Source organism: Kitasatospora cineracea, assembly GCF_003751605.1.
Classification (GTDB): Bacteria; Actinomycetota; Actinomycetes; order Streptomycetales; family Streptomycetaceae; genus Kitasatospora; species Kitasatospora cineracea.
This window is the reverse complement of the sequence record NZ_RJVJ01000001.1, coordinates 1882146-1905927: the sequence shown is the minus strand read 5'-3', so window position 1 is coordinate 1905927 and position 23782 is coordinate 1882146. Positions and strand designations below refer to the sequence as shown.

The 23782-nt window shown below is 75.7% G+C and carries 17 protein-coding genes, 1 tRNA gene and 1 pseudogene; 1 reads left to right on the top strand and 18 read right to left on the bottom strand.

Annotated elements, in window-relative coordinates; translation table 11 throughout:
* Positions 1–29: 29 nt before the first annotated feature.
* The 12 genes from EDD39_RS08715 to bldG all read right to left on the bottom strand — a co-directional run bounded on the left by EDD39_RS08715 (position 30) and on the right by bldG (position 16432).
* Positions 30–103: transfer RNA gene (locus EDD39_RS08715), tRNA-Thr, on the bottom strand.
* Between the two features lie 108 nt (positions 104–211).
* Positions 212–862 carry a leucine efflux protein LeuE gene (leuE, locus tag EDD39_RS08710; protein ID WP_123554545.1) on the bottom strand — a complete coding sequence of 217 codons (651 nt, stop codon included), beginning with the start codon at positions 860–862 and terminating at the stop codon, positions 212–214.
* A gap of 204 nt (positions 863–1066) precedes the next feature.
* Complete coding sequence (locus tag EDD39_RS08705; RefSeq protein ID WP_123554543.1) at positions 1067–2677, bottom strand: alpha/beta hydrolase; 1611 nt, start codon at positions 2675–2677, stop codon at positions 1067–1069.
* Between the two features lie 274 nt (positions 2678–2951).
* Complete coding sequence (locus tag EDD39_RS08700; protein WP_123554541.1) at positions 2952–4031, bottom strand: alpha/beta hydrolase; 1080 nt, start codon at positions 4029–4031, stop codon at positions 2952–2954.
* A gap of 251 nt (positions 4032–4282) precedes the next feature.
* Entirely contained in the window at positions 4283–5488 is a 1206-nt protein-coding gene (locus EDD39_RS08695) for a DNA polymerase III subunit delta' (protein ID WP_123554540.1), read from the bottom strand.
* Between the two features lie 162 nt (positions 5489–5650).
* Positions 5651–8863: a dTMP kinase gene (gene tmk, locus EDD39_RS08690; RefSeq protein ID WP_123554537.1), complete on the bottom strand. Its 3213-nt coding sequence runs from the start codon at positions 8861–8863 to the stop codon at positions 5651–5653.
* A 78-nt stretch (positions 8864–8941) separates the two neighbouring features.
* Positions 8942–11815, bottom strand: coding sequence for a type I DNA topoisomerase (topA, locus tag EDD39_RS08685; protein ID WP_123554535.1), 2874 nt, complete (start codon positions 11813–11815; stop codon positions 8942–8944).
* Between the two features lie 359 nt (positions 11816–12174).
* Positions 12175–12690, bottom strand: coding sequence for a DUF3592 domain-containing protein (locus EDD39_RS08680; protein WP_123554533.1), 516 nt, complete (start codon positions 12688–12690; stop codon positions 12175–12177).
* Positions 12691–12859: 169 nt separating this feature from the next.
* A complete protein-coding gene (locus tag EDD39_RS08675) occupies positions 12860–14395 on the bottom strand; it encodes a DUF7059 domain-containing protein (RefSeq protein ID WP_123554531.1) in 1536 nt (511 codons plus the stop codon).
* A gap of 80 nt (positions 14396–14475) precedes the next feature.
* A complete protein-coding gene (locus tag EDD39_RS40270; protein ID WP_208765469.1) occupies positions 14476–15174 on the bottom strand; it encodes a small secreted protein in 699 nt (232 codons plus the stop codon).
* 341 nt (positions 15175–15515) lie between these two features.
* Entirely contained in the window at positions 15516–15932 is a 417-nt protein-coding gene (locus EDD39_RS08665; RefSeq protein WP_123554527.1) for an ATP-binding protein, read from the bottom strand.
* Between the two features lie 158 nt (positions 15933–16090).
* Positions 16091–16432 (bottom strand): anti-sigma factor antagonist BldG, encoded by a 342-nt coding sequence (gene bldG, locus EDD39_RS08660; RefSeq protein WP_014136695.1) that lies wholly within the window; start codon positions 16430–16432, stop codon positions 16091–16093.
* A gap of 222 nt (positions 16433–16654) precedes the next feature.
* Between bldG and EDD39_RS08655 the strand changes: the two genes are divergently transcribed.
* The gene (locus EDD39_RS08655; protein WP_123554525.1) at positions 16655–19006 is read left to right on the top strand and encodes a DEAD/DEAH box helicase; all 2352 of its coding nucleotides are present in this window, start codon (positions 16655–16657) and stop codon (positions 19004–19006) included.
* A 153-nt stretch (positions 19007–19159) separates the two neighbouring features.
* On the opposite strand, the pseudogene EDD39_RS41960 reads toward EDD39_RS08655, so the two are convergent.
* From EDD39_RS41960 to EDD39_RS08625, 6 genes and pseudogenes are all read right to left on the bottom strand, one after another.
* A pseudogene (locus tag EDD39_RS41960) lies at positions 19160–19504 on the bottom strand (Rv3654c family TadE-like protein); the annotation flags it as partial.
* A gap of 91 nt (positions 19505–19595) precedes the next feature.
* On the bottom strand, positions 19596–19934 hold the full coding sequence (locus EDD39_RS08645) for a TadE family type IV pilus minor pilin (RefSeq protein WP_244259880.1): 339 nt from the start codon (positions 19932–19934) through the stop codon (positions 19596–19598).
* Positions 19935–19956: 22 nt separating this feature from the next.
* Complete coding sequence (locus EDD39_RS08640) at positions 19957–20208, bottom strand: DUF4244 domain-containing protein (protein ID WP_123554521.1); 252 nt, start codon at positions 20206–20208, stop codon at positions 19957–19959.
* A 101-nt stretch (positions 20209–20309) separates the two neighbouring features.
* Entirely contained in the window at positions 20310–21107 is a 798-nt protein-coding gene (locus EDD39_RS08635; protein ID WP_123554519.1) for a type II secretion system F family protein, read from the bottom strand.
* A 92-nt stretch (positions 21108–21199) separates the two neighbouring features.
* Positions 21200–22327 (bottom strand): type II secretion system F family protein, encoded by a 1128-nt coding sequence (locus EDD39_RS08630; protein WP_123554517.1) that lies wholly within the window; start codon positions 22325–22327, stop codon positions 21200–21202.
* A 94-nt stretch (positions 22328–22421) separates the two neighbouring features.
* Positions 22422–23654: a TadA family conjugal transfer-associated ATPase gene (locus EDD39_RS08625; RefSeq protein ID WP_123560263.1), complete on the bottom strand. Its 1233-nt coding sequence runs from the start codon at positions 23652–23654 to the stop codon at positions 22422–22424.
* Positions 23655–23782: the final 128 nt, after the last annotated feature.

Below are 23782 nucleotides of genomic sequence, written 5' to 3'. Positions count from 1 at the left end.
CACGGGCTACATGACCTGGGCCTCCACTGAGCCGCCTATGGGATTCGAACCCATGACCTACGCATTACGAGTGCGTTGCTCTGGCCAACTGAGCTAAGGCGGCACCGTTGCCGGTGACCCGGCCCCGTGGGGGCAAGGGTCGCATCGGCAACGCGCGCCAGTCTACACAGTTTCCGGGGGTGATCCGTACGCGGCCGCCGGTGGGCGGGGGTCAGGCGGAGGCGACGGCGAGCTTGGCGGCGAAGCCGGCGAAGAGGACGGCGACGGTGGAGGTGAGGCCGGCGGAGAGGCGCTTGCGGCGGCGGAAGGCGTTGGCGAGCGTGGTGCCGGTGAAGATCAGCAGGGAGAGGTAGAGGAAGGAGAACGCCTGGAGGATCCCGCCGAGGAGGGCGAAGGAGAGGGCGGGGGTCCGGTAGGAGGGGTCGACGAACTGGGTGAAGAAGGAGAGCAGGAAGAGGATCGCCTTGGGGTTGAACAGGCTGATCATCAGCGCCCGGCGGAACGGCCGCTCGCCGTCCTCGACGACCGCGTCCTCGGCGGGGCCCGCGGCGAGGGCCCGCTCGCGCCACATCTGGCGGGCGGCCCGCAGCATGCCGTAGCCGATCCAGAGCAGGTAGGCGGCGCCGCCGAACCTGACCACCGCGAAGACCGCGGGGTTGGCCCGGAGCAGGGAGGCCGCGCCGAGGGCGGTGAGGCTGATCAGGACGAGGTCGCCGAGGAAGACGCCGCAGGCCGCCCGGTAGCCGGTGCGGATGCCCTTGCGGGCGGCGACGGAGAGCACGTAGAGGGAGTTGGGTCCGGGCAGCAGGACGATGGCCAGGGCACCGAGGACGTAGGTGGCCAGGTCGTGGACTCCGAGCACTGCAGTCTCCATGGGGGGCGGGCGGAGCGGACGGGGGCGGGAGCGCCGAAGGGGCTGCGCCATGGTAGCTGCCAGCCCCTTCGTACGTGGACACTCCTGACAGAGCCGCCCCGGAGCCCCGCCCCGGAGCCCCTCCCCGGAGCCCCGGACCGGGGCCCTTCCCAGGAGCCCCGGCCAAAAGCCCCCGCCCCGACACACCCCGCCTCAGTCCTTGCAGACCTTCCCGTTGGCGGGTGCCTCCCCGCCCAGCAGGTAGCCGTTGATCGCGTCGTCGATGCAGGTGTTCTGCCGCTGGTACGCGGTGTGCCCGTCGCCCTCGTAGGTGAGCAGCCGCCCGGCCTCCAGCTGCCCGGCCAGCGACTTCGCCCAGGCGTACGGGGTGGCCGGGTCCCGGGTGGTGCCGACGACCACGATCGGGTCGGACCCGGCGGCCCGGACGGTGTGCGGGGCGCCGGTGGCCTTGTCGGGCCAGTAGCCGCAGCCGAGCGCCATCCAGGCCATGTCGCGGCCGAAGTGCGGGGCGGCCTTCTCGAAGGCGGGGAGCGCGGCGGTGACCGCGGCCGGGTCGGCGAACGGGGCGGGCAGGTCGAGGCAGTTGACGGCCATGTTGGCGTACATCAGGTTCTCGTAGCTGCCGTCGCTGCCGCGCCCGTAGTAGCTGTCGGCGAGCTTGAGCAGCGCGCTGCCGTCGCCGGCCAGTGCGGTGGTCAGGCCCTCGCGCAGGTAGGGCCAGAGCGATTCGGCGTACATCGCCTCGGCGACGCCGGTGAGCGCCTGGGCCTCGGTCAGCGGGCGGTTCTGCTCGGTCGGCAGCGGGTTGGCGTCGAGCTGGGCGAACAGCGCGTCGAGCTTCTTCCCGGCCTCCTCGGCGCTGCGGCCGACGGGGCAGTCGTCGCGCTTGGCGCAGTCCTCGGCGAACGCCGTCCAGGCGGTCTCGAAGCCGCCGGCCTGGGTGAGGTTGCCGGTGGCGGCGTCCAGCGAGGGGTCCATCGCGCCGTCCAGGACGACCTTGCCGACCTTGCCCGGGAACAGGCCCGCGTACGTCGCGCCCAGGAAGGTGCCGTACGACTTGCCGACGTAGTTGAGCTTCCGGTCGCCGACCAGCCCGCGCAGCACGTCCATGTCGCGGGCCGCCTCCACGGTGGAGACGTGGCCCAGCAGGTCGCCCGCCTGGGCCCGGCAGCCGGCCGCGAACTCCTTGTCGGCGGCCACCAGCGCGTCGGTCTCGCCCGGGTCGTCGGGGGTGAGGTCGGTGGCGGTGTACGCGTCCATCCGCGGGCCGGTCAGGCAGGTGATCGGCGCGGACCGGCCGACGCCGCGCGGGTCGAAGCCCACCAGGTCGAAGCTGGAGCGCACGCCCGCGTCGTAGCGTCCCGCGATCCGCTCGGTGTAGTCGATCGCGGAGCCGCCCGGCCCGCCCGGGTTGAGCAGCAGCGAACCGATCCGGTGCCCGGTGCCGCCGGCCGGCTTGCGGACCGCGGACAGCTGCACGTCGTGCCCGTCGCCGGGGTGCGCGTAGTCCAGCGGCACCTTGAAGGTGGTGCACTCGAACCCGGAGTCGCACGACTTCCAGCTCAACTGCTGTGCGTAGTACGGGGCCAGGGCCACCGACACCTCGGCCGGCAGCGGCTCCAGCGGGGTCGCCCCGGCGGTCTGGGCGCCGGACGCGGGAGCCCCGGACGCCACACTGTCCGTCGAACTGCCCGCGGCGCCGGACGGGGTCGGATGCCCGGAGGTGCAGCCCGCCAGCAGCGACACTGCGGCGGCCAGCACGGCGGCGGCGACGGCCGGCCGGCGGGTCCGGGCGACTCTCATGACGGTGGGTCCTCTCCCCTGGGGAACGGCCCGGCAGCCGGGCCGGCACCGGAGGCCGAGCCTAGCGGGCAGCACCGCCACCCCCGGCGACTCGCCCCGACCACCACCCCGCCCGGCCGATCATCACACCGCCGATCGCACCACGGCCCCGCACCGAACGGCGCAACCCCCGCACCGGGCACCGCGATCCCCCCGCACCGAACAGCGCAACCCCCCGCACTCCCCCACTCCGGGCGCCCCCGCTCCGGACGCCCCGCCCCGTCTCAGTCGCCCGCTACTTGGCGAGCTGCTCCGCCAGGTACTGCACCGCGACCCGCACCAGCCGCAGCCGCTCCCGCTCCGGCGTGTAGTCCTGCACCACCTCGGAAGTCCGCACCTCGGCCCGCGACTTGGCGTCCCGCAGCGCCGCCTGCACCGCCCGCCCGGACGCCACCCCGTCGGTGTCCCGCTTCGCCGCGGCCAGCAGCAGCCGCGCCCCCACCGCCCCGGAGGCCTCCGTCGCCGCTCCGGTCAGCGCCTTCGCGTCGTACCGGCCGGAGACCGCCGCGGCCGCCCCGTACAGGTCGGGACGGGCCAGCCCGGCCGCCGCCGCGCAGGGCGCGCCGCCGTCCACACCGAGCACGCTCCAGCCCGCGGGGCCGGCCGGCAGGGTGCGGAAGGCGGCGCCGACGGCCGAACGCAGCGCCGCGTCGTCGGCGACCGCCTGCGGGGCGGCGGCCACCAGGTCGCAGGGGTGGCCGGTGCCGCCGGGCGCCTCGGGGGCGACCACCACGAACGGCCGGGCCTTGCCCTGCTGCACCGCCGACGCCACCCCGTCGAACACGTCCGGCAGGTCGGCGTCGGCGGTCCGCCCTGGCGTCCCGGAGTGCAGCACGATCACCGGGAACCGGTCCGTCGCGTTCCTGCCGTACTCGGCGGGCAGCCACACCCGCACCGTCCGCGCCCGCCCGTCCGGCCCGGGCACCGCCCCCTGCATCAACTCCCCGCCCGCCGCCCGCCCCACCGCCGCGAACGCCACCGGCGAAGGCGAGGGCGAGGGCGAGGGCGACGTCGAAACCGGTGCCGAGGCCGCCGCCCCGTCCGCACTGCCCGCGGACCGCCCCTCCTCCACCGCCGCCACCGCCTGCCGTGCCCCGCCCCGCGCCCCCAGCAGCACCGCCACCCCGAGCGCACTCACGCACATCAGGCACAGCGCCGCCGCCCCCGCCCGCACCAGCGCCGGACGCGCCTCCGCCGCCAGCTCGTACGTCTGCGCGGCCCGCAGGTCCCGCCAGCGCACCATCGCCGAACGGGCCAACCAGCTGCCCGCCACCGCGGCCACCAGCAACAACAGGACGAGGAGCGAACGGGGCATGGGACGCACCACCTCGGGGAAGGACCGGCCGCCGGACGCGAGCGCGTGGTCAGTGCACAGGGTGCAAGACCACGTGCCCCCTGGCCCTGGGGCGGTACGGGCGTCTCCGCACGTTCACTCGAACGAGCGACGGCCGGACGGCCACCCCGGCGGCGCCCCGGACGGTCCCGGACGGCGCCCCGAACGGCACTCCGGGCTGCGCCCCGGATACGCCCCGAACGGCGCCCCGGACGGTCCCGGAGAACGGCCGCTCAGCCCGCCCGCAGCGCCACCGTCATCGCCTCCACCGCCAGCAGCGGGTCCACGTTCCGGTCCAGCGCGCGGCGGCAGGCCAGCACCGCCTCGATCCGGCGCAGCGTGTTCTCCGCCGCGCCCGCCCCCGCGACCCGCTGCAGGGCCGGCCGCTGGTCCTCGTTCGCCAGTTCGCCGCCCGCGCCGAACTGCAGGGCCAGCACGTCCCGGTAGAAGCCCAGCAGGTCGCCCAGCGCCACGTTCAGCGTCTCGCGTCGGGTCCGGGTGGCCCGGCTCTTCTGCCGCTTCTCCAGCTCCTTCACCGCCCCGGCCATGCCGCGCGGCGCCCGGCTGCCCTCCGCCGCGCCGTACGCGGCCCGCAGGTCCTCGGTCTCCCGGGCGTCCTGGGTCTCGGCCAGCGCCTCGGCGTCCGCCTTCGCGGTGTCCACCAGCCGCTGCGCGGCCGCCAGGCAGCCGCCCAGGTCGGACACCTCCAGCGGGATCCGCAGCACCTCGGCCCGCCGTGAACGGGCCTGCTCGTCCACCGCGAGCCGCCGCGCCCGGTCGATGTCGCCCTGCCCGGCCAGCGCCGCGATCCGGGCCGCCGCCGGCTCCACGCCGTCCCGCCGCACCAGCATGTCGGCGACCGCCTCCGCGGCGGGCGTCCGCAGCACCAGCAGCCGGCAGCGCGAGCGGATCGTCGGCAGCACGTCCTGCACGGACGGCGCGCACAGCAGCCACACCGTCCGCGGCGAGGGCTCCTCGACGCCCTTCAGCAGCGCGTTCGCGGCCGCCTCGGTCAGCCGGTGCGCGGCGTCCACCAGGATCACCGACCAGCGGCCGCCGGTCGGGTAGCTCGCCGCCCGCAGCACCAGGTCGCGCATGTCGCCGACGCCGATCGACAGACCGTCCGTCCGGACCTGCTTCACGTCCGCGTGGCTGCCCGACAGCACCGTGTGGCACCCGTCGCAGAACCCGCAGCCCGGCACCCCGCCCAGCTCCAGGTCCGGGCTGGTGCACTGCAGCGCCGCCGCGAACGCCCGCGCCGCCGTCACCTGCCCGGCGCCCGGCGGGCCGGTGAACAGCCAGGCGTGCGTCATCAACGAGGCGTTGCCCGCCGCGGCCCCGCCGCGGCCCGCCAGCACGCTCGCCCGGGCCGCCCGAGCGGCCGCCTGCAACTGCTCGACCACCCGGTCCTGCCCGACCAGGTCGTCCCACACACTCACGCCGCGCTCCTCCTCGCCGATCCCGCCCCGCCGAGCCTAACCCCGGCCCAGGACACCCCCGGCGCAGGCCGCCGACGCCCACCACGAGCAGGACCGGCCCCGCACACGCCGCCCCGACCGCGGCACCGCCGCAAGGGCCGGAACGGCGTACCGCCCGGACGGCTAGTCCTTGCGGCGCCGCCAGCCGCCCTTCTTGGACTGCTGCTGCTCCTCCTCCGGCCCGGCCTCGGGCTCCGCCGCCTCCCAGCGCGCCCACTCCTCGCGGGAGCCGAGCAGACTGTCCGTCAGGCTGGGCAGGTCGTCGAGCGGGGTCTCCTCCGCCCACTCCGGCCGGGGCCGCAGCTCCCGGGTCTGCGCCGAGTCGGGCTCGTCCCGGAACAGCCCCTCGGGCACCCGCCGGGCGGGGTCCGCCACCGGCAGCACCGCCGTCTCCTCGGCGTCCCCGACCTTCGGCAGCACCGCGGTCTCGTCCACCGCCGGCTTCCCCGGGCCAGAACCAGAACCAGCGTCCTTCGCCCCCGAACCCGACTTCCCCGCCCCGGGCTTGGGCAGCTCCCGGGTGCTCTCCGAGTCGGCGTCGACCTTCGGCAGCACCGCCGTCTCGTCCACCTTCGGCAGCACCGCAGTCTCATCCGCAGCCGGAACCGGAGTCGGAGCCGGAGCCGGAGCCGGAGCAGCCGGAGCCTCCGCTGCCAGCGCCGCGGCCGCTTCCGCCTCGGCGGCCCGCCGCGCGGCCTCCGCCCGCTGCAGCGCCTCCTCGGCGCGCCGCCGCTGCTCCTCCCGCTGCAGCTCGCGCTGCCGGGCGAACTCGGCCCGGGCGGCCTCCTCCGCGGCGGCCTTGCGCGCGGCCTCCGCCGCCGCCTCGGCCCGCGCCGCCTCCTCGGCCCGCCGCGCGGCGTCCTCCTCGGCGCGCCGGGCGGCCTCCGCCTCGGCGGCGATCCGGGCGGCTTCGGCGGCCTTGCGGGCGGCCTCGGCCTCGACCCGGGCGGCTTCCTCGGCCGCGAGCCGGTCCTTCTCGGCCTGCTCGGCGCGCAGCTGCTCCAGCAGTTCGAGGCGCTTGCGCTCGGCCTCCTCGGCGGCCTTGCGGGCGGCCTCTGCCTCGGCGGCCCGCCGGGCGGCCTCCTCGCGGGCCTTGCGCTCCTGCTCGGCCTTGGCGGCCTTCTCCTGGTCGGAGAGCGGCAGTTCGCGGTCGAGCCGGTGCCGGATCGCGGTGGTGACGTTGGCGGCGGGCTGGGTGCCGTCGACGACCAGGTAGCGGGCCGGGTCGGCGGCGGCGAGCGCCAGGAAGCCGGAGCGGACCCGCTGGTGGAACTCGGTGGGCTCGGACTCCAGCCGGTCTAGCGCCTCGGTGAAGCGGTCCCGGGCGGCGGTCGGGTCGACGTCCAGGACGACGGTCAGGTCGGGCACCAGCCCGCCGGTGGCCCAGCGGGAGATCCGGGCGACCTCGGTGGCGGCCAGGTCGCGGCCGGCGCCCTGGTAGGCGATGGAGGAGTCCATGTACCGGTCGGTGAGGACGACCGCGCCGCGCTCCAGCGCCGGGCGGATGACGTTCTCGACGTGCTCGGCCCGGTCGGCGGCGTAGATCAGCGCCTCGGCGCGGTGCGACAGGCCGGTGTTGCCGACGTCCAGGACGAGGGCGCGCAGCCGCTGCCCGATCGGGGAGCCGCCGGGCTCGCGGGTGAGGACGACCTCGTGGCCCTTGGCCCGGATCCACTCGGCCAGCGCCTGCGCCTGGGTGGACTTGCCGGCCCCGTCGCCGCCCTCCAGGGCGATGAAGTAGCCCTTCCCGGCGGCCCGGTGCGGGGCGACCTCGGCCTGCCCGCGGACGGCCTGGGCCAGCTCGCGGCCGAACGGGACGACGCCGCGCTGGTCGTCGGTCTTGAGCAGCACGACGGCGGCCAGCGCCAGGGTGAGCAGCCCGGCGGTGGAGACGGCGAGCGCCGCACCGTCGTGGATGAAGGTGAAGTGGCCGCGGCCGACCTCGCCGAGGGTGACCTGCCCGTACGCGGCGGCCAGCAGCGGCATGCCGACCAGCGCGGCGCCGACCACGGCCCGCAGCACGGCGTACAGGTGCTCGGTGACCTTGCCGAGCCGGATCTCCTCGATCTCCTGGGCGAGCAGCCCGCGCCCGGTGGCGATGACCACGCCGGCGGCCAGTCCGGCCAGCACGGTGAACAGCAGCACCAGCACGAAGTCGAGGACCAGCCCGGCCAGGATCAGCGCCACCCCGGCGGTGACCAGGCCGAGCGCGAGCAGCCGGCGGCGGGACAGTCCGGGCAGGGTCGCCCGGCTGAGCCGGATACCGACCGCGGGGGCGCCGGCCGCGGCCAGCACCAGCAGGCCGTAGCCGATCGGCCCGGCCAGGTGCTCGCCCGCGGTGAGCAGGCCGAGCGCGGCGACGCCGGCCATCGCGGCGTACGCGGCGGCGATCGAGAAGGTGAAGTACGGGGCGGAGCCAGTGCGGCCCTTCTTCAGCGACGGGCCGAAGGAGGGGCGACGCGAAGCGTCTCCGGCAGGGGTGGTGGTGGGCGACGGGAGGGCGTCGGTCGGCGCGCGCAGGCCCTGCAGCGGGGAGCGCGGCGCGGCGGTGGCCCCGGCCGGCAGCTCCTGGAGGTACAGCAGCGCGGCGTTGACGACGAACAGCACGGCGGCGCCGAGCGCGGCGACGGCGAGCTGGTGCGCCCGCAGCCGGCCCAGGCCGACCGCGGCGAGCACGTTGTTGAGCAGGGTGAGGACGATCAGCCCGCCGGCGGCCAGCGGCAGCGCGGCCCAGCCGGTGCGCAGGTCGAGGGTGCGGACGGCGTCCAGCGCGGCGGCGGACGGCGGTCCGGGCTGTTCGGGGACGGCCAGCAGGCCGGGAACGGCCGCGGCCTTGCCGATCGTCCAGATCCGTTCGGCGGCGCCGGCCAGGAAGGCGGTGCCGAGCAGCAGCCAGATCGCCGAGCCGGGCGTCCAGACGGTCCACCAGGGGGCGAGTCCGATCAGCAGGGCGCGGACCAGGTCGGCGCCGAGCAGGCTCCAGCGCCGGTCGAGCTTGCCGCCGACCAGGGCGTGCACGGGGCCGAGCAGCACGGCGCCGAACAGGCCGGTGGCCAGCAGCCGGGCCGCGAACACCGCGGCGACGGCCAGCGGGAGCGCCCGGTAGCCGTGCCCGAGCTGGCCGCCGAGGGCGGCGGCCGCCACGGTGAGCGGCACCAGCACCAGGACGGTCAGCCGGTCGGCGGCACCGCCGAGCAGCTGGGTGGTCCACAGTTTCCGGTAGGGCCGCAGCCTCAGCAGCGCACGGGCCCGTTCGCCGGGTGTCCCGGCGGGGGCGACCTCCGGGAGGCCGGGGGCGGCGGTGCGCGCGGTGGGGGGCAGCTCCTCGCTCGTCATACGGTCAGCGTAGCGAGTGCGGGGCCCCGGTCTTAACGGGCCTGCCCGGATTCGAACAGGCCCGTTACGGAGTGTCCGTCAGCTCTCCTCGGAACCGCCGTCGGCGGCACCGGCCTCCTTGGCTGCGGTGGCCTTGGCGGCGGTCTTCTTCACCGTCGCGGCCTTCTTCGCCACCGTCTTCTTCGCGGTGGCCTTCTTGGCCGTGGTGGTCTTCTTCGCGGCGGCCGTCTTGGTGGCCGCGGCCTTCTTCGCCGGGGCCTTCTTGGCCGTCTTCTTCACCGGCCCGCGGGCGCGCTTCTCGGCGAGCAGCTCGAACGCCCGCTCGGGGGTGATGGTCTCGACCTCGTCGTCCTTGCGGAGCGTCGCGTTGGTCTCCCCGTCGGTGACGTACGGGCCGAACCGGCCGTCCTTGACCACCACCGGCTTCTCGCTGACCGGGTCGTTGCCCAGCTCCTTCAGCGGCGGCGCGGCGGCGGCCCGGCCCCGGGCCTTCGGCTGGGCGTAGATCGCCAGCGCCTCGTCCAGGGTGATGGACAGCAGCTGGTCCTCGCTGGTGAGCGAGCGCGAGTCGGTGCCGCGCTTCAGGTACGGGCCGTAGCGGCCGTTCTGCGCGGTGATCTCGTTGCCCTCGGCGTCGGCGCCGACGACGCGCGGCAGCGAGAGCAGCTTGAGCGCGTCCTCCAGCGTGACGGTGTCCAGGTCCATGGACTTGAACAGCGAGGCGGTGCGCGGCTTGACGGCGTTCTTGCCGGTCTTCGGGGTGCCCTCGGGCAGCACCTCGGTGACGTACGGGCCGAACCGGCCGCCCTTGGCGACCAGCGGGTTGCCGCTGACCGGGTCGGTGCCGAGCTCTCGCTCGCCGCTGGGCTTGTTGAACAGCTCCTCGGCGAGTTCGACGGTCAGCTCGTCCGGCGGCATCTCCTCGGGGACGTCGGCCCGCTGGCCGGGCTCGCCCTCGACGGCGGAGGGCCGCTCCACGTACGGGCCGTAGCGGCCGACCCGGAGCACGATGCCGTCGCCGACCGGGAAGGAGCTGATCTCGCGGGCGTCGATCGCACCGAGGTCGGTGACGAGCTCCTTCAGGCCGCCGAGGTGGTCGCCGTCGCCGTTCCCGGCGTCCGCGGCCCCGCCGACCGCCGCCCCGTTCGACTCGCCCTCGCCGAAGTAGAAGCGCTTGAGCCACGGCACGGACTCGGCCTGGCCGGCCGCGATCCGGTCGAGGTCGTCCTCCATCCTCGCGGTGAAGTCGTAGTCGACCAGCCGGCCGAAGTGCTTCTCCAGCAGGTTGACCACCGCGAAGGACAGGAAGGACGGCACCAGGGCGGTGCCCTTCTTGAACACGTACTTGCGGTTGATGATCGTGTCGATGATCGAGGCGTAGGTGGACGGGCGGCCGATCTCCCGGTCCTCCAGCTCCTTGACCAGCGAGGCCTCGGTGTACCGGGCCGGCGGCTTGGTGGCGTGGCCCTCGGGGGTGAGCTTCTCGGCGGCCAGCGGGTCGCCCTCGGCGACCTGCGGCAGCCGGCGCTCGCGGTCGTCCAGCTCGGCGTTCGGGTCGTCGGCGCCCTCGACGTAGGCCTTCAGGAAGCCGTGGAAGGTGATGATCTTGCCGGAGGCGGAGAACTCGGCGTCCCGCCCGTCCGCGGACCGGCCGCCGACCTTCACGGTCACCGACTGGCCGACCGCGTCCTTCATCTGGGAGGCGACGGTGCGCATCCAGATCAGCTCGTACAGCCGGAAGTCGTCGCCGCCCAGCCCGGTCTCGGCGGGCGTCCGGAAGCGGTCCCCGGACGGGCGGATCGCCTCGTGCGCCTCCTGCGCGTTCTTCACCTTCGAGGCGTAGGTGCGCGGCGCGGACGGCAGGTAGTCGGCCCCGTACAACTGGGTGACCTGCGCGCGGGCCGCGGTGACCGCGGTCTCCGACAGCGTGGTCGAGTCGGTGCGCATGTAGGTGATGAAGCCGTTCTCGTACAGCTTCTGCGCCACCTGCATGGTCCGCTTCGCGCCGAAGCCCAGCTTGCGGCTGGCCTCCTGCTGCAGCGTGGTGGTGCGGAACGGCGCGTACGGGGAGCGGCGGTACGGCTTGGACTCGACGCTGCGGACGCTGAACGCGGTCTGCTGCAGCCCGGCGGCCAGCGCGCGGGCGGCCTGCTCGTCGAGGTGCAGGGTGGTCGCGGCGCTCTTCAGCCGCCCGTCCGGGCCGAAGTCGCGGCCGGTGGCGACCCGCTTGCCGTCGACCGAGACCAGCCGGGCCCCGAAGGACTCCGGGTTGGCCGCGTCGGCGGCACTGCGGCCGGTGCCGAAGGTGCCGACCAAGTCCCAGTACGAGGCCGAGGTGAAGGCGATCCGCTCGCGCTCGCGCTCGACCACCAGGCGGGTGGCCACCGACTGGACCCGGCCCGCCGAGAGCTTCGGCATGACCTTCTTCCACAGCACGGGGGAGACCTCGTAGCCGTAGAGGCGGTCCAGGATGCGGCGGGTCTCCTGGGCGTCGACCAGGCGCTTGTTCAGGTGCCGCGGGTTGCGCACGGCCTCCTGGATGGCGTCCTTGGTGATCTCGTGGAAGACCATCCGGTGCACCGGCACCTTGGGCTTCAGCACTTCCTGCAGGTGCCACGCGATGGCCTCGCCCTCGCGGTCCTCATCGGTGGCGAGGAAGAGCTCGTCGGACTCCTTCAGCAGCGACTTCAACTTGCTGACCTGGGACTTCTTGTCCGGGTTCACCACGTAGATCGGTGCGAAGTCGTGGTCCACGTCGACGCCGAGGCGGCGCACCTCGCCGGTGTACTCGTCCGGGACCTCGGCGGCCGTGCCGGGCAGGTCGCGGATGTGACCGACACTGGCCTCGACGATGTAGCCGGGCCCGAGGTAGCCCTTGATCGTCTTGGCCTTGGCCGGCGACTCGACGATGACGAGTCGCTTGCCGTGCGCGGTCTCGCTGCTCGGGGACACCTTCGCTCTTCTCTCCCGGTCGTTTACCAAAGCTCCTGGGCGTCGCAGCGCGACGGCCCCACCAGCGGAGTGTGACCGTACCCCGGCCACTCTTGTCAAACGGACGGAACCTGCTTTTTCACCGGCAAGGCCGACCGACGCCACTCGAACGGTAACCCGATGGCAGGCCCCGGGGCATGTCTTTCCCCGCCAACCACGCCCTCCGCCCCGTCCCGACCGGCCCGTGGACGAACGGCCGGGGCCCGCTCAGGAGCCGCCCGTCCGGCCCGTCACCGGCCATCCGGAAGAACCCGCTCCGTGACCGCGAGGGGGTGCGGCACCGCCTTGACCGGGGCGTTCGCGGACCGGCCCGGGGGGCGTCAGCGCAGCGCCACGGCCAGCAGCGTCAGCCCGCCGGCCAGCGCGGACGTGCCGAGCAGCGCCCAGAACAGGTCGGCCGGCAGCGAGGGCAGTTCCTCGTGGGCGGCCAGCACCACCCGGTCCGGACGGCGCGGGTCGTAGGCGACCTGGACGGCCGCGCCCGGAGCCAGCCGGACCGGACGCCGCAGCGGCGTGCTGCCCCGCGGCCGGGCCAGCACCAAATAATGCGACTCGTCGTCCGGCACGGAGACCGGGCGCAGTTCGTGAACGGTACCGGACCCGGACCCGGCGCCGGTGCCGGCCCGGCCGCCGGACAGCTCCACCGGGTACGAGAGCAGCGGGCTGCTGTCCATCGCACCGGCCGCGTCGAGGTCGGCGACCACCTGCGCGGTGGCGGGCACGCCACGCCGGCGCAGGCGGTGGCGAAGACGCAGTTCCACGGCGCACCACAGCAGCAGCGCGCTCCCGAAGACCGTCAGGACCGCCCCGCCCACCAGCGTCGTCGGCGTCTCCACCCCGGTCCTCCCCCGCGCTTCCACAGCCTGTGGACAGCACCATGGCACCCGGCGGACAACCGGCGGCGGACGCCCGGAGTACGCCGGGCCACGCCCGGGGAACGGCGAGGTGAACGCCCCCGGGAGCCACTCGGCGCACCGGGTCGGCGCACGGGCTCAGCGCACCGGCTCAGCGCACCGGCTCGACGAACCCCTGCTCGGTGAGCAGCCGCAGCGACTCGGGCACCCGCTCGCGCAGCGCCGCCCGGTCCTCGCCGAGCAGTTGGGCGATCGCGTCGACGATCTCCCCGGCCGCGAGGGTGCCGTCGCAGACGCCGACGAAGCCCGCGCCGACCGTGTCCACCTTGGTGGCCCGCCGCATGCCCCGGTTGTGCCGGAGCACCACGTGCTCCGGGTCCTCCGAGCCCGGGTCGCCGATCTGCTCCTGGACCACCTCGTCGGCAAGCAGGTAGCGGGCGGCCAGCAGCCCGGCGTCGTCGTGGGCGCGCAGGAAGTCCTGCCGGGCGAACCACTCCTCGATGTGCGGGCCGAGCGGCTGCTCGACCGGGTGCGGCCACTCCTCGATCCGCACCACGGGCTCGGCCGCGCCGGAGGCCCGCAGGGTGATCCAGCCGAAGCCGATGCCCTCCACGCCGGCCGCCTCGAAGCCGTCCAGCCACTCCTCGTACCGGGCGGTGTACTCCTCGCCGCGGTGGTCGCCGCCGTCGCGCAGCCACAGCTCGGCGTACTGGGCGACGTCCTGCACCTCGCGCTGCACCACCCACGCGTCCAGGCCGGTGCCGGCCACCCAGCCGGCCAGCCGGTCGTGCCAGTCCTCGCCCCTGACGTGCTGCCAGTTCGCCAGCAGCTGGCAGTAGCCGCCGGGCGCCAGGTGGGCGGCCGCGCCGCGGACCACGCTGCGGCACAGCTCGTCGCCGGCCATCCCGCCGTCCCGGTAGGTGAACCGGCCGGCCGGGGAGATCACGAACGGCGGGTTGGAGACGATCAGGTCGAAGCGCCGGTCGCCGACCGGCTCGTACAGGCTGCCCTCGGCCGTCTCCACCTGGTCGAAGCCGGAGAGCGCGGCGGTCAGCCGGGTGAAGTGCAGGGCCCGCGGGTTGAGGTCGGTGGCGGTGACCCGCTGGGCGTGCCGGGCCGCGTGCAGGGCCTGCACGCCGGAGCCGGAGCCCAGATCCAGCACCTCGCGCACCGGCCGGCGCACCGTCAGGTTGGCCAGCGTGGTGGACGCCCCGCCCACCCCGAGCACCAGGTCGCGCCGCTCGACCCCGGCGGCCGTCCGGCCCGAGCCGATCCCGCCCGCGCCGCCGACCGCGCAGCCCAGGTCGGACACCACCCAGGCGTCGGCGCTGGGCAGCCCGGCGACCTCGTCGGCGTACGGCCGCACGTCCACGGTGGCGCGCAGTTCGTCGCCGTCGGCGGTCAGCCAGCCGTCGGCCAGCAGGGCGTCGACCGGCAGCGCGGCGGCGGCCGCGGCCCGGGGCACGGCCCGTTGCAGCAGGAACAGCCGCACCAGCGTCTCCAGCGGCGACCCGCCCCGGGTCGCCCGCAGCGCCGGAACGGCCTCGCTGCGGGCCAGCGCCGCGTACGCGGTCGGGCCGAGCAGGTCCAGCAGTCCGTCGGCGGTGAAGGAGGCCTTCAGCAGCGCCTCGCGGAACTCCGCCGACCGGTCGGCGTCAAGTGCGGGAAGTACGGGGCTGTTCGTCACCCCGCCATTCTCCCCCGTCCCGCGCCCCGACCGCCCCGCCCGCGGGCACGCGGTGCGGGGCGACGTGGACCGACGGGGCGTCAGCTCTTGCCGGGCGAGGGCGAACCGGGGTCGGTGGCGGCCCCGGACGGGCTGCCGGAGGCGGCCGGGTCGGCGGAGGCGCCGGGGCTCCCGGCACCGGCTCCGCCCGTCGCGCCCGCCCCGTCGGTCGCACCGGCCGACGGGCTCGCCGAGGCCGCGCCCGTTCCGGCGGTGCCGGCCTTGCAGCCGGGCTGCTTCTTCATCGCCTCGCCCAGGCCGCCGCTCTGCAGGGCGGCCAGCGCGGAGGTTGACACCTGGGAGAGCTGCTGCACCTGGTCGCCGACGCTGCGCAGCCCGTCCGCGAACTTGGCCTGATCCGCGCTGGCCAGCCCGTCGAGCTTCTTCTGCGCGTCCAGGTAGCCCTGCGCGACCTGCTTCAGCTCGTTGACGGCGTCCTGCTGGACCTTCGCCCCGTTGTCGATCTTCGGCACCCCGGCCTTCTGGACCGCGTCGGCCAGCTGCTGGTTGGTGGTGGCGAGCGAGGCGAGGTCGGCCGAGAGCCGCTTCTGCAGGTCGACGGGGGCCTCGCCGTCCTTGACGTCCGCGGTGTCCGCGAGGGCCGTCCTGGACTGCGCGACCGGGTCCTTCGCGGCGTCGCAGACGCTCTTAGCCCAGCCGTCGAGTTTCGCCGACGAGTCGTCGGCGGAGCAGCCGACCGCGGCCAGCGCGAACAGCACGCCGAGCGCGGGAACGGTCACCAGTCGCTTCTTCACCGGGGCCCTTTCGGTCACTGACGCCCGGCTCCGGGCATCGCCAGCGAACCTACACGCCCGCCCGGACCGCCCCGGCGGGAAGGCCGCGGCCCACGGCATCCGCCCAGCCCAACGCCTTGTCCTCTCACCACACCTGCCGACCTGCGGCTCTCCGGACACGACGAAGCACCGCCTCGCCCAACCTGCCGAGACGGTGCGACCCACAGCGCTGCCGGGGTACTGGAGCGGCTCGTCCGACCGGACCGGCGCACGTGCCCCGGCCCGATCAGACCCACGCGGTCCAACCCGGTCAGGCCCGACCGGTCAGACCGACCCGACCCAGCCGATCAGACCGAGACGGACACCGGGGAGACCGGCCAGCTCATCCGGATCACGCCGCCGTCGGAGCCGTTGCCGACCTCGACGTCCTCGACCAGGCCGGTGATCACCGCGAGGCCGAGCGCGTCCTCGTCCTCCGGGTCCCCGCCCGCGCCGGCACCGGCGGCGTGCGCCGGCCCGGCCTCGTCGGCGACCTCGATGAGGAACCGCTTCTCCTGCTCGGTGAGCGCCACCCGAACCGCGCCGCCCCCGCCGTTGCGCTGGTGCAGCGCCACGGCGCGCGAGCAGGCCTCACCGACGGCGAGGCGCAACTCGTCGAGCACCGACTCGTCCACCCCCGCGCGTCTGGCCACCGCGGCGGCCACCAGCCGGGCGGTGCGCACGTGCTCGGGAAGCGCGCTGAATCGAAGTTCGACGGTTGCCATGTCTCCCCTCCGGGGTTGCTCCCCGCCGCCGGGCACACCGGCCCGCACGGCGGAGGCGGGGACACCGACCACGCCGGCCGGGCAGGACGCTGGGCCCGGCCGACCGGCGGCGGTCGATCGAAGTGATTCGGTTGGAACAGCCGACCGGCGGGGAGCCGTCAGTCGGTCGCGGCGACGGCCTCGTCCACCGAGTTGTGGATCGGGAACACCTTGGTCAGACCGGTGATCCGGAAGATCTTCAGGATGCGCTCCTGGTTGCACACCAGGCGCAGCGAACCCTCGTGCGCACGCACCCGCTTCAGGCCACCGACCAGCACGCCGAGGCCGGTGGAGTCGAGGAAGTCGACGCCCTCCATGTCCACGACCAAGTGGTAGTTGCCGTCGTTGACGAGCTCGACAAGCTGCTCGCGCAACTTGGGGGCGGTGTACACATCGATCTCGCCGCCAACCTCGACGACCGTGCGATCGCCGACAGTACGGGTCGACAGGGACAGGTCCACGGAACCTCCAGCACCTTGCCTTGCTACGTCATTGCGATCTTCAGCCCGGCGGCTGCCACCGCAGGGTCGCAGGGCCGGGGCGCGGCGAACCGGCAGGTCGGAGCCTCGGCGTTGCGGCCCTCGGCCATGCGGCCGTCACGGGCTTCATTCAACCACCTGCGACCATGGCCGCACGATGGTTAACAGCGATTCTCCGTCACGCCGGTGACACACTGGGTCTCCATGCCGCCCCGTCACCACCAGCCCGAGGCCCTGCTCACCGCCCTTTCCACCGAGCGCGGCAGGTCGGAGCGCCTCACCCATACGGAGCACCTGCCCGCCCGCGAGGCCCGGTATGCGCCTTGGCCGGAAGGAATCCGTCAGGAGGTCGTCGCGGCGGCCTCCGGGCTCGGCGTGGTGCTGCCCTGGGCGCACCAGGCGGAGGCGATGGACCTGGCCGCCTCCGGGCGGACCACGGTGATCGCCACCGGCACCGCCTCGGGCAAGTCGCTGGGCTACCTGGCCCCGCTGCTGAGCGACCTGCTGACCGGCACCGAGGCCCGCAATGGGCGGGGCGCGACCGCGCTGTACCTGGCCCCGACCAAGGCGCTGGCCGCCGACCAGCGCCGGCGCGCCGCCGAACTCGTCCCCGACCGCGTCCGGGTCGCGCTGTACGACGGCGACACCCCGCCGCAGGAACGCGAGTGGGTCCGCCAGTACGCGTCCTACGTGCTGACCAACCCGGACATGCTGCACCGCGGCATCCTCCCCGCCCACCCGCGCTGGTCCTCCTTCCTGAAGGCGCTGCGGTACGTCGTGGTCGACGAGTGCCACACCTACCGCGGCGTGTTCGGCTCGCACGTCGCCCAGGTGCTGCGCCGGCTGCGGCGGCTGTGCGCCCGCTACGGCTCGGAGCCGACCTTCCTGCTGGCCTCCGCGACCACCGCCGAACCGGCCGTCACCGCCGAGCGGCTCACCGGCCTGCCCGCCACCGCCGTGACCGAGGACCACTCGCCGCGCGGCCCGCTGGTGTTCGCGCTCTGGGAGCCGCCGCTGACCGAGAACACCGGCGAGCACGGCGCGCCCGTCCGCCGCAGCGCCACCGCCGAGGCCGGCTACCTGCTCACCGACCTGGTGCACGGCGGCACCCGGACGGTGGCCTTCGTCCGCTCCCGGCGGGCCGCCGAACTGGTCGCGCTGCAGGCGCAGGAGCAGCTCGGCCAGCCGCTCGCCGCCCGGGTCGCCGCCTACCGCGGCGGCTACCTGGCCGAGGAGCGCCGCGCCCTGGAGCGCGACCTGCACACCGGCCGGCTGCTCGGCCTCGCCTCCACCTCCGCCCTCGAACTCGGCGTGGACGTCTCCGGCCTGGACGCCGTCCTGCTGGCCGGCTACCCCGGCACCCGGGCCTCGCTGTGGCAGCAGGCCGGGCGGGCGGGCCGGGAGGGCCAGGGCGCGCTGGCGGTGCTGATCGCCCGGGACGACCCGCTGGACACCTACCTGGTCCACCACCCCGAGGCGCTGTTCGCCACCCCGGTGGAGGCCACCGTCCTCGACCCGGACAATCCGCACGTGCTGGCCCCGCACCTGTGCGCGGCCGCCGCCGAACTCCCGCTCACCGACGCCGACCTGGAGCTGTTCGGCCCGTCCACCGCGCCGCTGCTGCCGGTGCTGGAGCGGCGCGGCCTGCTCCGGCGGCGCTCGGACGGCTCCTGGTACTGGACCCGCCGCGAGCGCGCCGCCGACGGCGTCGACCTGCGCGGCAGCGGCGGCAGCCCCGTGCAGATCGTCGAGGCCGACACCGGACGGCTGCTGGGCACGGTGGACGCCGAGGCCGCGCACACCACCGTGCACACCGGGGCCGTCCACCTGCACCAGGGCCGCACCTACCTGGTCCGCGAGTTCGACCTGGAGTCCTCGGTAGCCCTGGTCTCCCCCGCGAACCCGCCGTACACCACCTCCGCCCGGGACGTCACCTCCATCTCGATCCTGTCCACCGACACCACCGAGGAGTGGGGCGAGGCCCGGCTCGGCTACGGCTCGGTGGAGGTCACCAACCAGGTCGTCGGCTACTTGCGCAAGCGGATCTCCACCGGGGAGGTCCTCGGCGAGAGCAAGCTCGACCTGCCGCCCCGCACGCTGCGCACCCGCGCCGTCTGGTGGACCGTCACCGAGGACCAACTCCTGGACGCGCTCGTCCCGTTCGACCAGCTCCCCGGCGCGGCCCACGCCGCCGAGCACGCCTCCATCGGCCTCCTCCCGCTGTTCGCCACCTGCGACCGCTGGGACATCGGCGGCGTCTCGGTGCCCCTGCACCCCGACACCGGCCTGCCGACCGTCTTCGTGTACGACGGTCACTCCGGCGGCGCGGGTTTCGCCGAACGCGGCTTCCGGCGCGCCGTGGAGTGGCTGACCGCCACCCGGGACGCCATCGCCGCCTGCGAGTGCGAGCGCGGCTGCCCGTCGTGCGTGCAGTCCCCGAAGTGCGGCAACGGCAACGAGCCGCTCGACAAGGCCGCCGCGATCCGCCTCCTCACCACCCTGCTGGCCGGCGCCCCGGCCGCAGCCACCGGGGAAGAGCCGACCGGGTCCGGCTGATCGGCCACTGCCGCGCGCGCCCGCCACGACGACGACCTCCGGGCCCGCCTCCTGCCGAGGTGGCTCCTGCAGGGGCGGCTCCCGCCCGCCGTGCCCGCCGGTGAGCGCGACCGCGGCGGTCTCATCTCCCCAGGCCCAGACCGGACCCGCCCGGGCGCGGGCCCGGGCCGGGGGCAGCGGCACCGGAACCCCGTGGATCGGCACCTGGGCGACCACCTCCACCGCGTCCTGGCCCGGGAGCACCCGGCAGGAGACCAGCTCGGCCCGTTCCTGGGCCCTGGTCAGTTCCGCGGCCCGCCCGCAGCCGCCGTCCTCGTCGAGCAGCAGCCGGTCGGCGGCGGCCAGGGCCGCGAGATCGGCCGCCGACTCGGCACGGTGGCGGGCGGCCACCACCGTGCCCAGCATCAGGCAGGCCGAGAACACCACCGCCCCGAGCGACCCGAAGGCCACCAGCCACACCGTCGCCGAACCGCGGTCACCCGCCGCTCCCGACGACACACCGCTCCCCCGCACCCGCACGGCACCACCTCGTTCCCTGACTTCCGGCCCGTCCGCGCGACCGTCCGCACGACCGTCCTCGTGTTCGTTCTCATTCGCCGTCGACCGGCACGTCCTCCCGGGCGCCCACCGCCGTGGCCGTGAGTCGGACCGACAGCAGCGCGGCGAGGCGACCGGGCCCCGGGCAGGGGGCCTCGACGGTGGCCCGGGCGGTGGTGGCGCCCAGGTCGATGGCGACCTTCGCTCCGCGCGGGGCCGCTGCGGTGGCCTGGGCCAGCGCATCGGCGTCGCCCCGGGCGGCGGCCCGGGCCCCGACCCGGGCCGCGTCCACGCAGCGGATCTGGGCCCCGGCCGCCACCACGCCCCAGGTGAGCATCGCCGCCAGCAGCACCAGGGCGGGCAGCCCGACCGCGGTCTCCGCCGTGACCATCCCGCTGTCCGCCGGTCTCCGGTCAGACCGCATGCAGGGCCCGGTCGAGGATCTCGGACAGCGCCCCGGAGACCGTGCCGCTGGTCACCACCTTGTAGAGCACGGCGGCGAAGGCACAGGCCGCAACAGTGCCGATCGCGTACTCCGCGGTGCTCATCCCGGCGTCCGGCGGCCCGTCCGCCACCTTCCGGTACCGCCTGCGGAGCCAGCCGCCGAACCCGTGGACGGCCAGCAGCACGGTGGTCTGCCGAGCAACGCCGGTGAACTTCTTCATGTGAAATCCCTTCTCCAGGAGTGGAATCGGTCCACGTCTGAGGTCTGACTGGTTGGGCCCGTCGAATCGGTCGAAGGCTTCGAGCCGGTGAACGGTGCTGCTCACAGGCGCCGGGAGAAGGCGGCGGTCAGTCCCGTGACCACAGGCACCACCCCGATCAGCACGAACGCGGGCAGGAAGCAGAGCCCGAGCGGTGCGGTCGCCAGCACGCCCGCCCGCCGGACCCTCGCGTGCGCCGCCCGGGCGGCGGCCGCGCGGTGGGACTGGGCCAGCCCGGCCAGCGCGGCGGCCGGCGGGGTGCCGCTGAGGCTGGTACGGGCCAGACAGCGGGCGAGTGGCGCCAACGGCGGGCATTCGGCGGCCAGTTGCTCCCAGCAGCGTTCCGGCCCGGCGCCGAGGGAGAGCTGGGCGGCAACTGCGGACAGGCGCTCCCGCATCGGCGTCGGCACGCTGTCCGCGACGGCGGCGGCCGCCGCGGCCGGGGAGCCGTTCGACCCGAGACAGGCCGTCAACAGTTCTGCGGTCAAAGGGAGCTGACGGACCAACCGGTCCTGCTCCGCCGCCCGCCGCCGCTCGTCCGGCGCCCGCAGCCTGGGCAGCAGCCGCCAGGCCGCCCCGCCCGCCAGCACACCGACCGCCGGCCCCGCCCAGCCGCCGACCAGTCCCCAGGCCGACACGCCCAGCAGCACCGCCAGCGGCCGATCACCCGTCAGCCACCCGAGCCCGCGCCGCCAGGCCGCCGCCGTCCGGCCACGCCGCCCGCCCCGCACCACGGAGCCCGCCACCGCCGGAACGCACCGCACGACCCGCCGCCGGACCACCCGCCGCCCCGCCACCGCCAACGCCTCCCCGACCAGCCCCGCACCCACCGTCGGCCCCAGCACCGCCAGCACGTCCACCTCGCCTCCTTCGCTCTCCGACACCCGCTGAACCCGCCCTGCCTCTCCCTTCGCTGCACGACTGCCCGAGACCGGTGCGCCATCCGCGCCCCTCACCACCGCCCCGCCCGCCCCGTCTGACCCGTCCGACCGGGCTGATCCGCCGTCAGCGGCCGCAGGGGCGCCGACCGAAGGTCGCCCCGCCTCCGGGAGATCCCGCAGCCGGTAGCGGCCCGGCGGGGGCGGGACGGAGCGTCCTCGGCGGCGCGGACGATCCGGGCGGTCCAGAGGAGCCCGGCCGTCTCCAGGGCCGCCCCGGCCAGCAGGCCGAGCAGGCCCACGGGCGTGTGCAGCAGGATGCGGACGGGGTGCGCCCCGAGTGCCGCGCCCAGGCCGAGGCCGACGGCGGGCAGGGCCGCGAGCACCGCCATCGTGGTGCGCGGGCCCGCGAGTTCGCCCGCGATCTCCTCGGTGAGTGCCTGTTCGGCCCGCAGCGCGTCCGCGACCTGTTCCAGCCCGGCCGCCAGCCCGCTGCCGCTCTCGGTGCTGACCTGCCAGCAGGCCGCCATGGCCGCCGCGCCCGCCCCGCCCGGCAGCTCGGCCACCAGGCGGAGCGCCGTGGGCAGGTCGGCCCCGTAGCGGCCCGCCGCCAGCCGGGCCGCGGGTTCGGCGCCGAGGCGGCGCCCCCAGTCGGGGGCGGCCCGGGCGAGGACGGCGTGCATGGCCTGCTCGGGGGTGGCACCGCTGCGCAGTTCGGTCGCCAGGCCGGCGGACAGGTCGATCACCGCCGTGGCCCGCCGCCGCGCTTCCCGGGCCGTGGCCCGCCCCGCCCGCCAGCGCCGGAGCGGGACCACCCCGCAGGCCGCTGCGGCCACCGGGAGCGCCGAGGAGGTGCTGTGCCCGACCGCCGCCCCGAGCGGGAGCAGCAGCAGTTCGGGCACCAGCCAGCGCGGTCTCCGGCGCCGCCACAGCGCCCGGGCCCGCCCGAACCGGCTCCCCGGCCCGCCGTCGCCCCGCTGCCCGTGCAGCACCCGCCGCGCCCGGCCGCCACCGCGTGCACGGCGGCGCACCGCGCCCAGCCAGACCGCCCCGAGCAGGCCGCCGGCCGATCCTGCGGCCGCCCCGAGCAGGGTCGCCGTCCGGGCCGCGCCGCCGGGCCCGAGCAGCCCCGGCAGGGCCCCGGGAAGCCCGGGCTCCCCCGTCAGCGCAGCCGACACGGCCGCCACGGCCGTCGCCGCCATCACAGCCTCCTGACCGCGGAGCGCAGCAGGCGCCACGCCACCGCCCCGATCACGCACAGCACGAGCACCCAGGCGAACTCCAGCCCACTCACCGTCATGTCGCCTCCTCCATCGGCTCGGTGGCGGCCGCCACCGGGTCCGTCCCGGTGCCCCCGGCCGTCTCCGGGTGCGGCGGCAGATCGAGGCCGCGTTCGGCGCACAGCTCCCGCAGCCGGGCCCAGCCGGGGCCGGGGCGGGCCCGGCCGTCGCGGTCGAAGTGGACGGCGGCGACGGTGCCGGTCAGGCCGTCGGACTCGCCGACCAGCAGGTGCAGCCCGGTGACCCGGCGGCGGCCGTCGGCGCGGTCCCGGCCGAGGTGGACGACCGCGTCCAGGCCCGCCCGGAGCTGGCTGTGCAGGGAGTGCCGGTCGAGGCCGGCCAGCGAGCCGAGGGCCTCCAGCCGGGCGGGCACGTCGGCGGCGGTGTTGGCGTGGACAGTGCCGCAGCCGCCCTCGTGGCCGGTGTTCAGGGCCGCCAGCAGGTCGACCACTTCGGCGCCGCGGACCTCGCCGACCACCAGCCGGTCCGGCCGCATCCGCAGCGCCTGCCGGACCAGGTCGCGCAGGGTGAGCTCGCCCAGCGACTCCTGGTTGGGCGGGCGGGACTGCAGCCGGACCACGTGCGGGTGGTCCGGGCGCAGCTCGGCGGAGTCCTCGGCGATCACGAGGCGTTCGTTGCCGGGGACGAGGCCGAGCAGGGCGGCCAGCAGGGTGGTCTTGCCGGTGCCGGTACCGCCGGAGATCAGCAGCGAGAGCCGGGCCCGCAGGACGGCGGCGAGCAGGTCGGCCCCGGACGGGGGCAGGGCCCCGGCGGCGACCAGTTCGGCGAGGGTGAAGGGCTCGCTGCGGCTGGTGCGCAGCGAGATGTGGGTGCAGTCGGCGGCGATCGGTGGGAGGACGGCGTGCAGCCGGGTGCCGTCGGGCAGCCGGGCGTCCACCCAGGGGCGGGCGTCGTCGAGGCGGCGTCCGGCGGCGGTGGCCATCCGGTGGGCCAGTCGGCGGACGGCGTCGGTGTTCGGGAAGCGCACCTGGGGGGCGCGTTCCAGGCCGCGGCCGCGGTCCACCCAGATCTGGTCGGGGCCGTTGACCAGGACGTCGGTGACGCCGTTCTCGGCCAGCAGCGGGTCGAGCGGGCCGGCGCCGACGATCTCGGCGCGCAGGTTGCGCACCGCGTTCAGCACGTCGGCCCCGCCGAGCGGGGGCCCGGCTGCGCGCAGCGCGGCGGCGACCGACCCGGCGGTGGGCGGGGCGCCCGCCTCGGCGAGCCGGATCCGGACGGCGTCCACCAGTTCGGCGGCTCCGTCCGGGACCGGCCGTGCGGTGGGGACGGTCGGCGGCCCGTCGTCCGGCGGGGCGGCGGGCGGCTGCCGGTGCACCAGGTAGCGCACCGGCGGAGCCTGCCGCCGGTCGGGGGCGG

Bases quoted from the DNA above. Each gene is read 5' to 3' on its own strand.
- EDD39_RS08705 (WP_123554543.1), bottom strand. From the start codon at position 2,677: ATGAGAGTCGCCCGGACCCGCCGGCCGGCCGTCGCCGCCGCCGTGCTG.
- EDD39_RS08700 (WP_123554541.1), bottom strand. From the start codon at position 4,031: ATGCCCCGTTCGCTCCTCGTCCTGTTGTTGCTGGTGGCCGCGGTGGCG.
- tmk (WP_123554537.1), bottom strand. From the start codon at position 8,863: ATGACGAGCGAGGAGCTGCCCCCCACCGCGCGCACCGCCGCCCCCGGC.
- EDD39_RS08665 (WP_123554527.1), bottom strand. From the start codon at position 15,932: ATGGCAACCGTCGAACTTCGATTCAGCGCGCTTCCCGAGCACGTGCGC.
- EDD39_RS08655 (WP_123554525.1), top strand. From the start codon at position 16,655: ATGCCGCCCCGTCACCACCAGCCCGAGGCCCTGCTCACCGCCCTTTCC.
- EDD39_RS08645 (WP_244259880.1), bottom strand. From the start codon at position 19,934: ATGGTCACGGCGGAGACCGCGGTCGGGCTGCCCGCCCTGGTGCTGCTG.
- EDD39_RS08640 (WP_123554521.1), bottom strand. From the start codon at position 20,208: ATGAAGAAGTTCACCGGCGTTGCTCGGCAGACCACCGTGCTGCTGGCC.
- EDD39_RS08630 (WP_123554517.1), bottom strand. From the start codon at position 22,327: ATGGCGGCGACGGCCGTGGCGGCCGTGTCGGCTGCGCTGACGGGGGAG.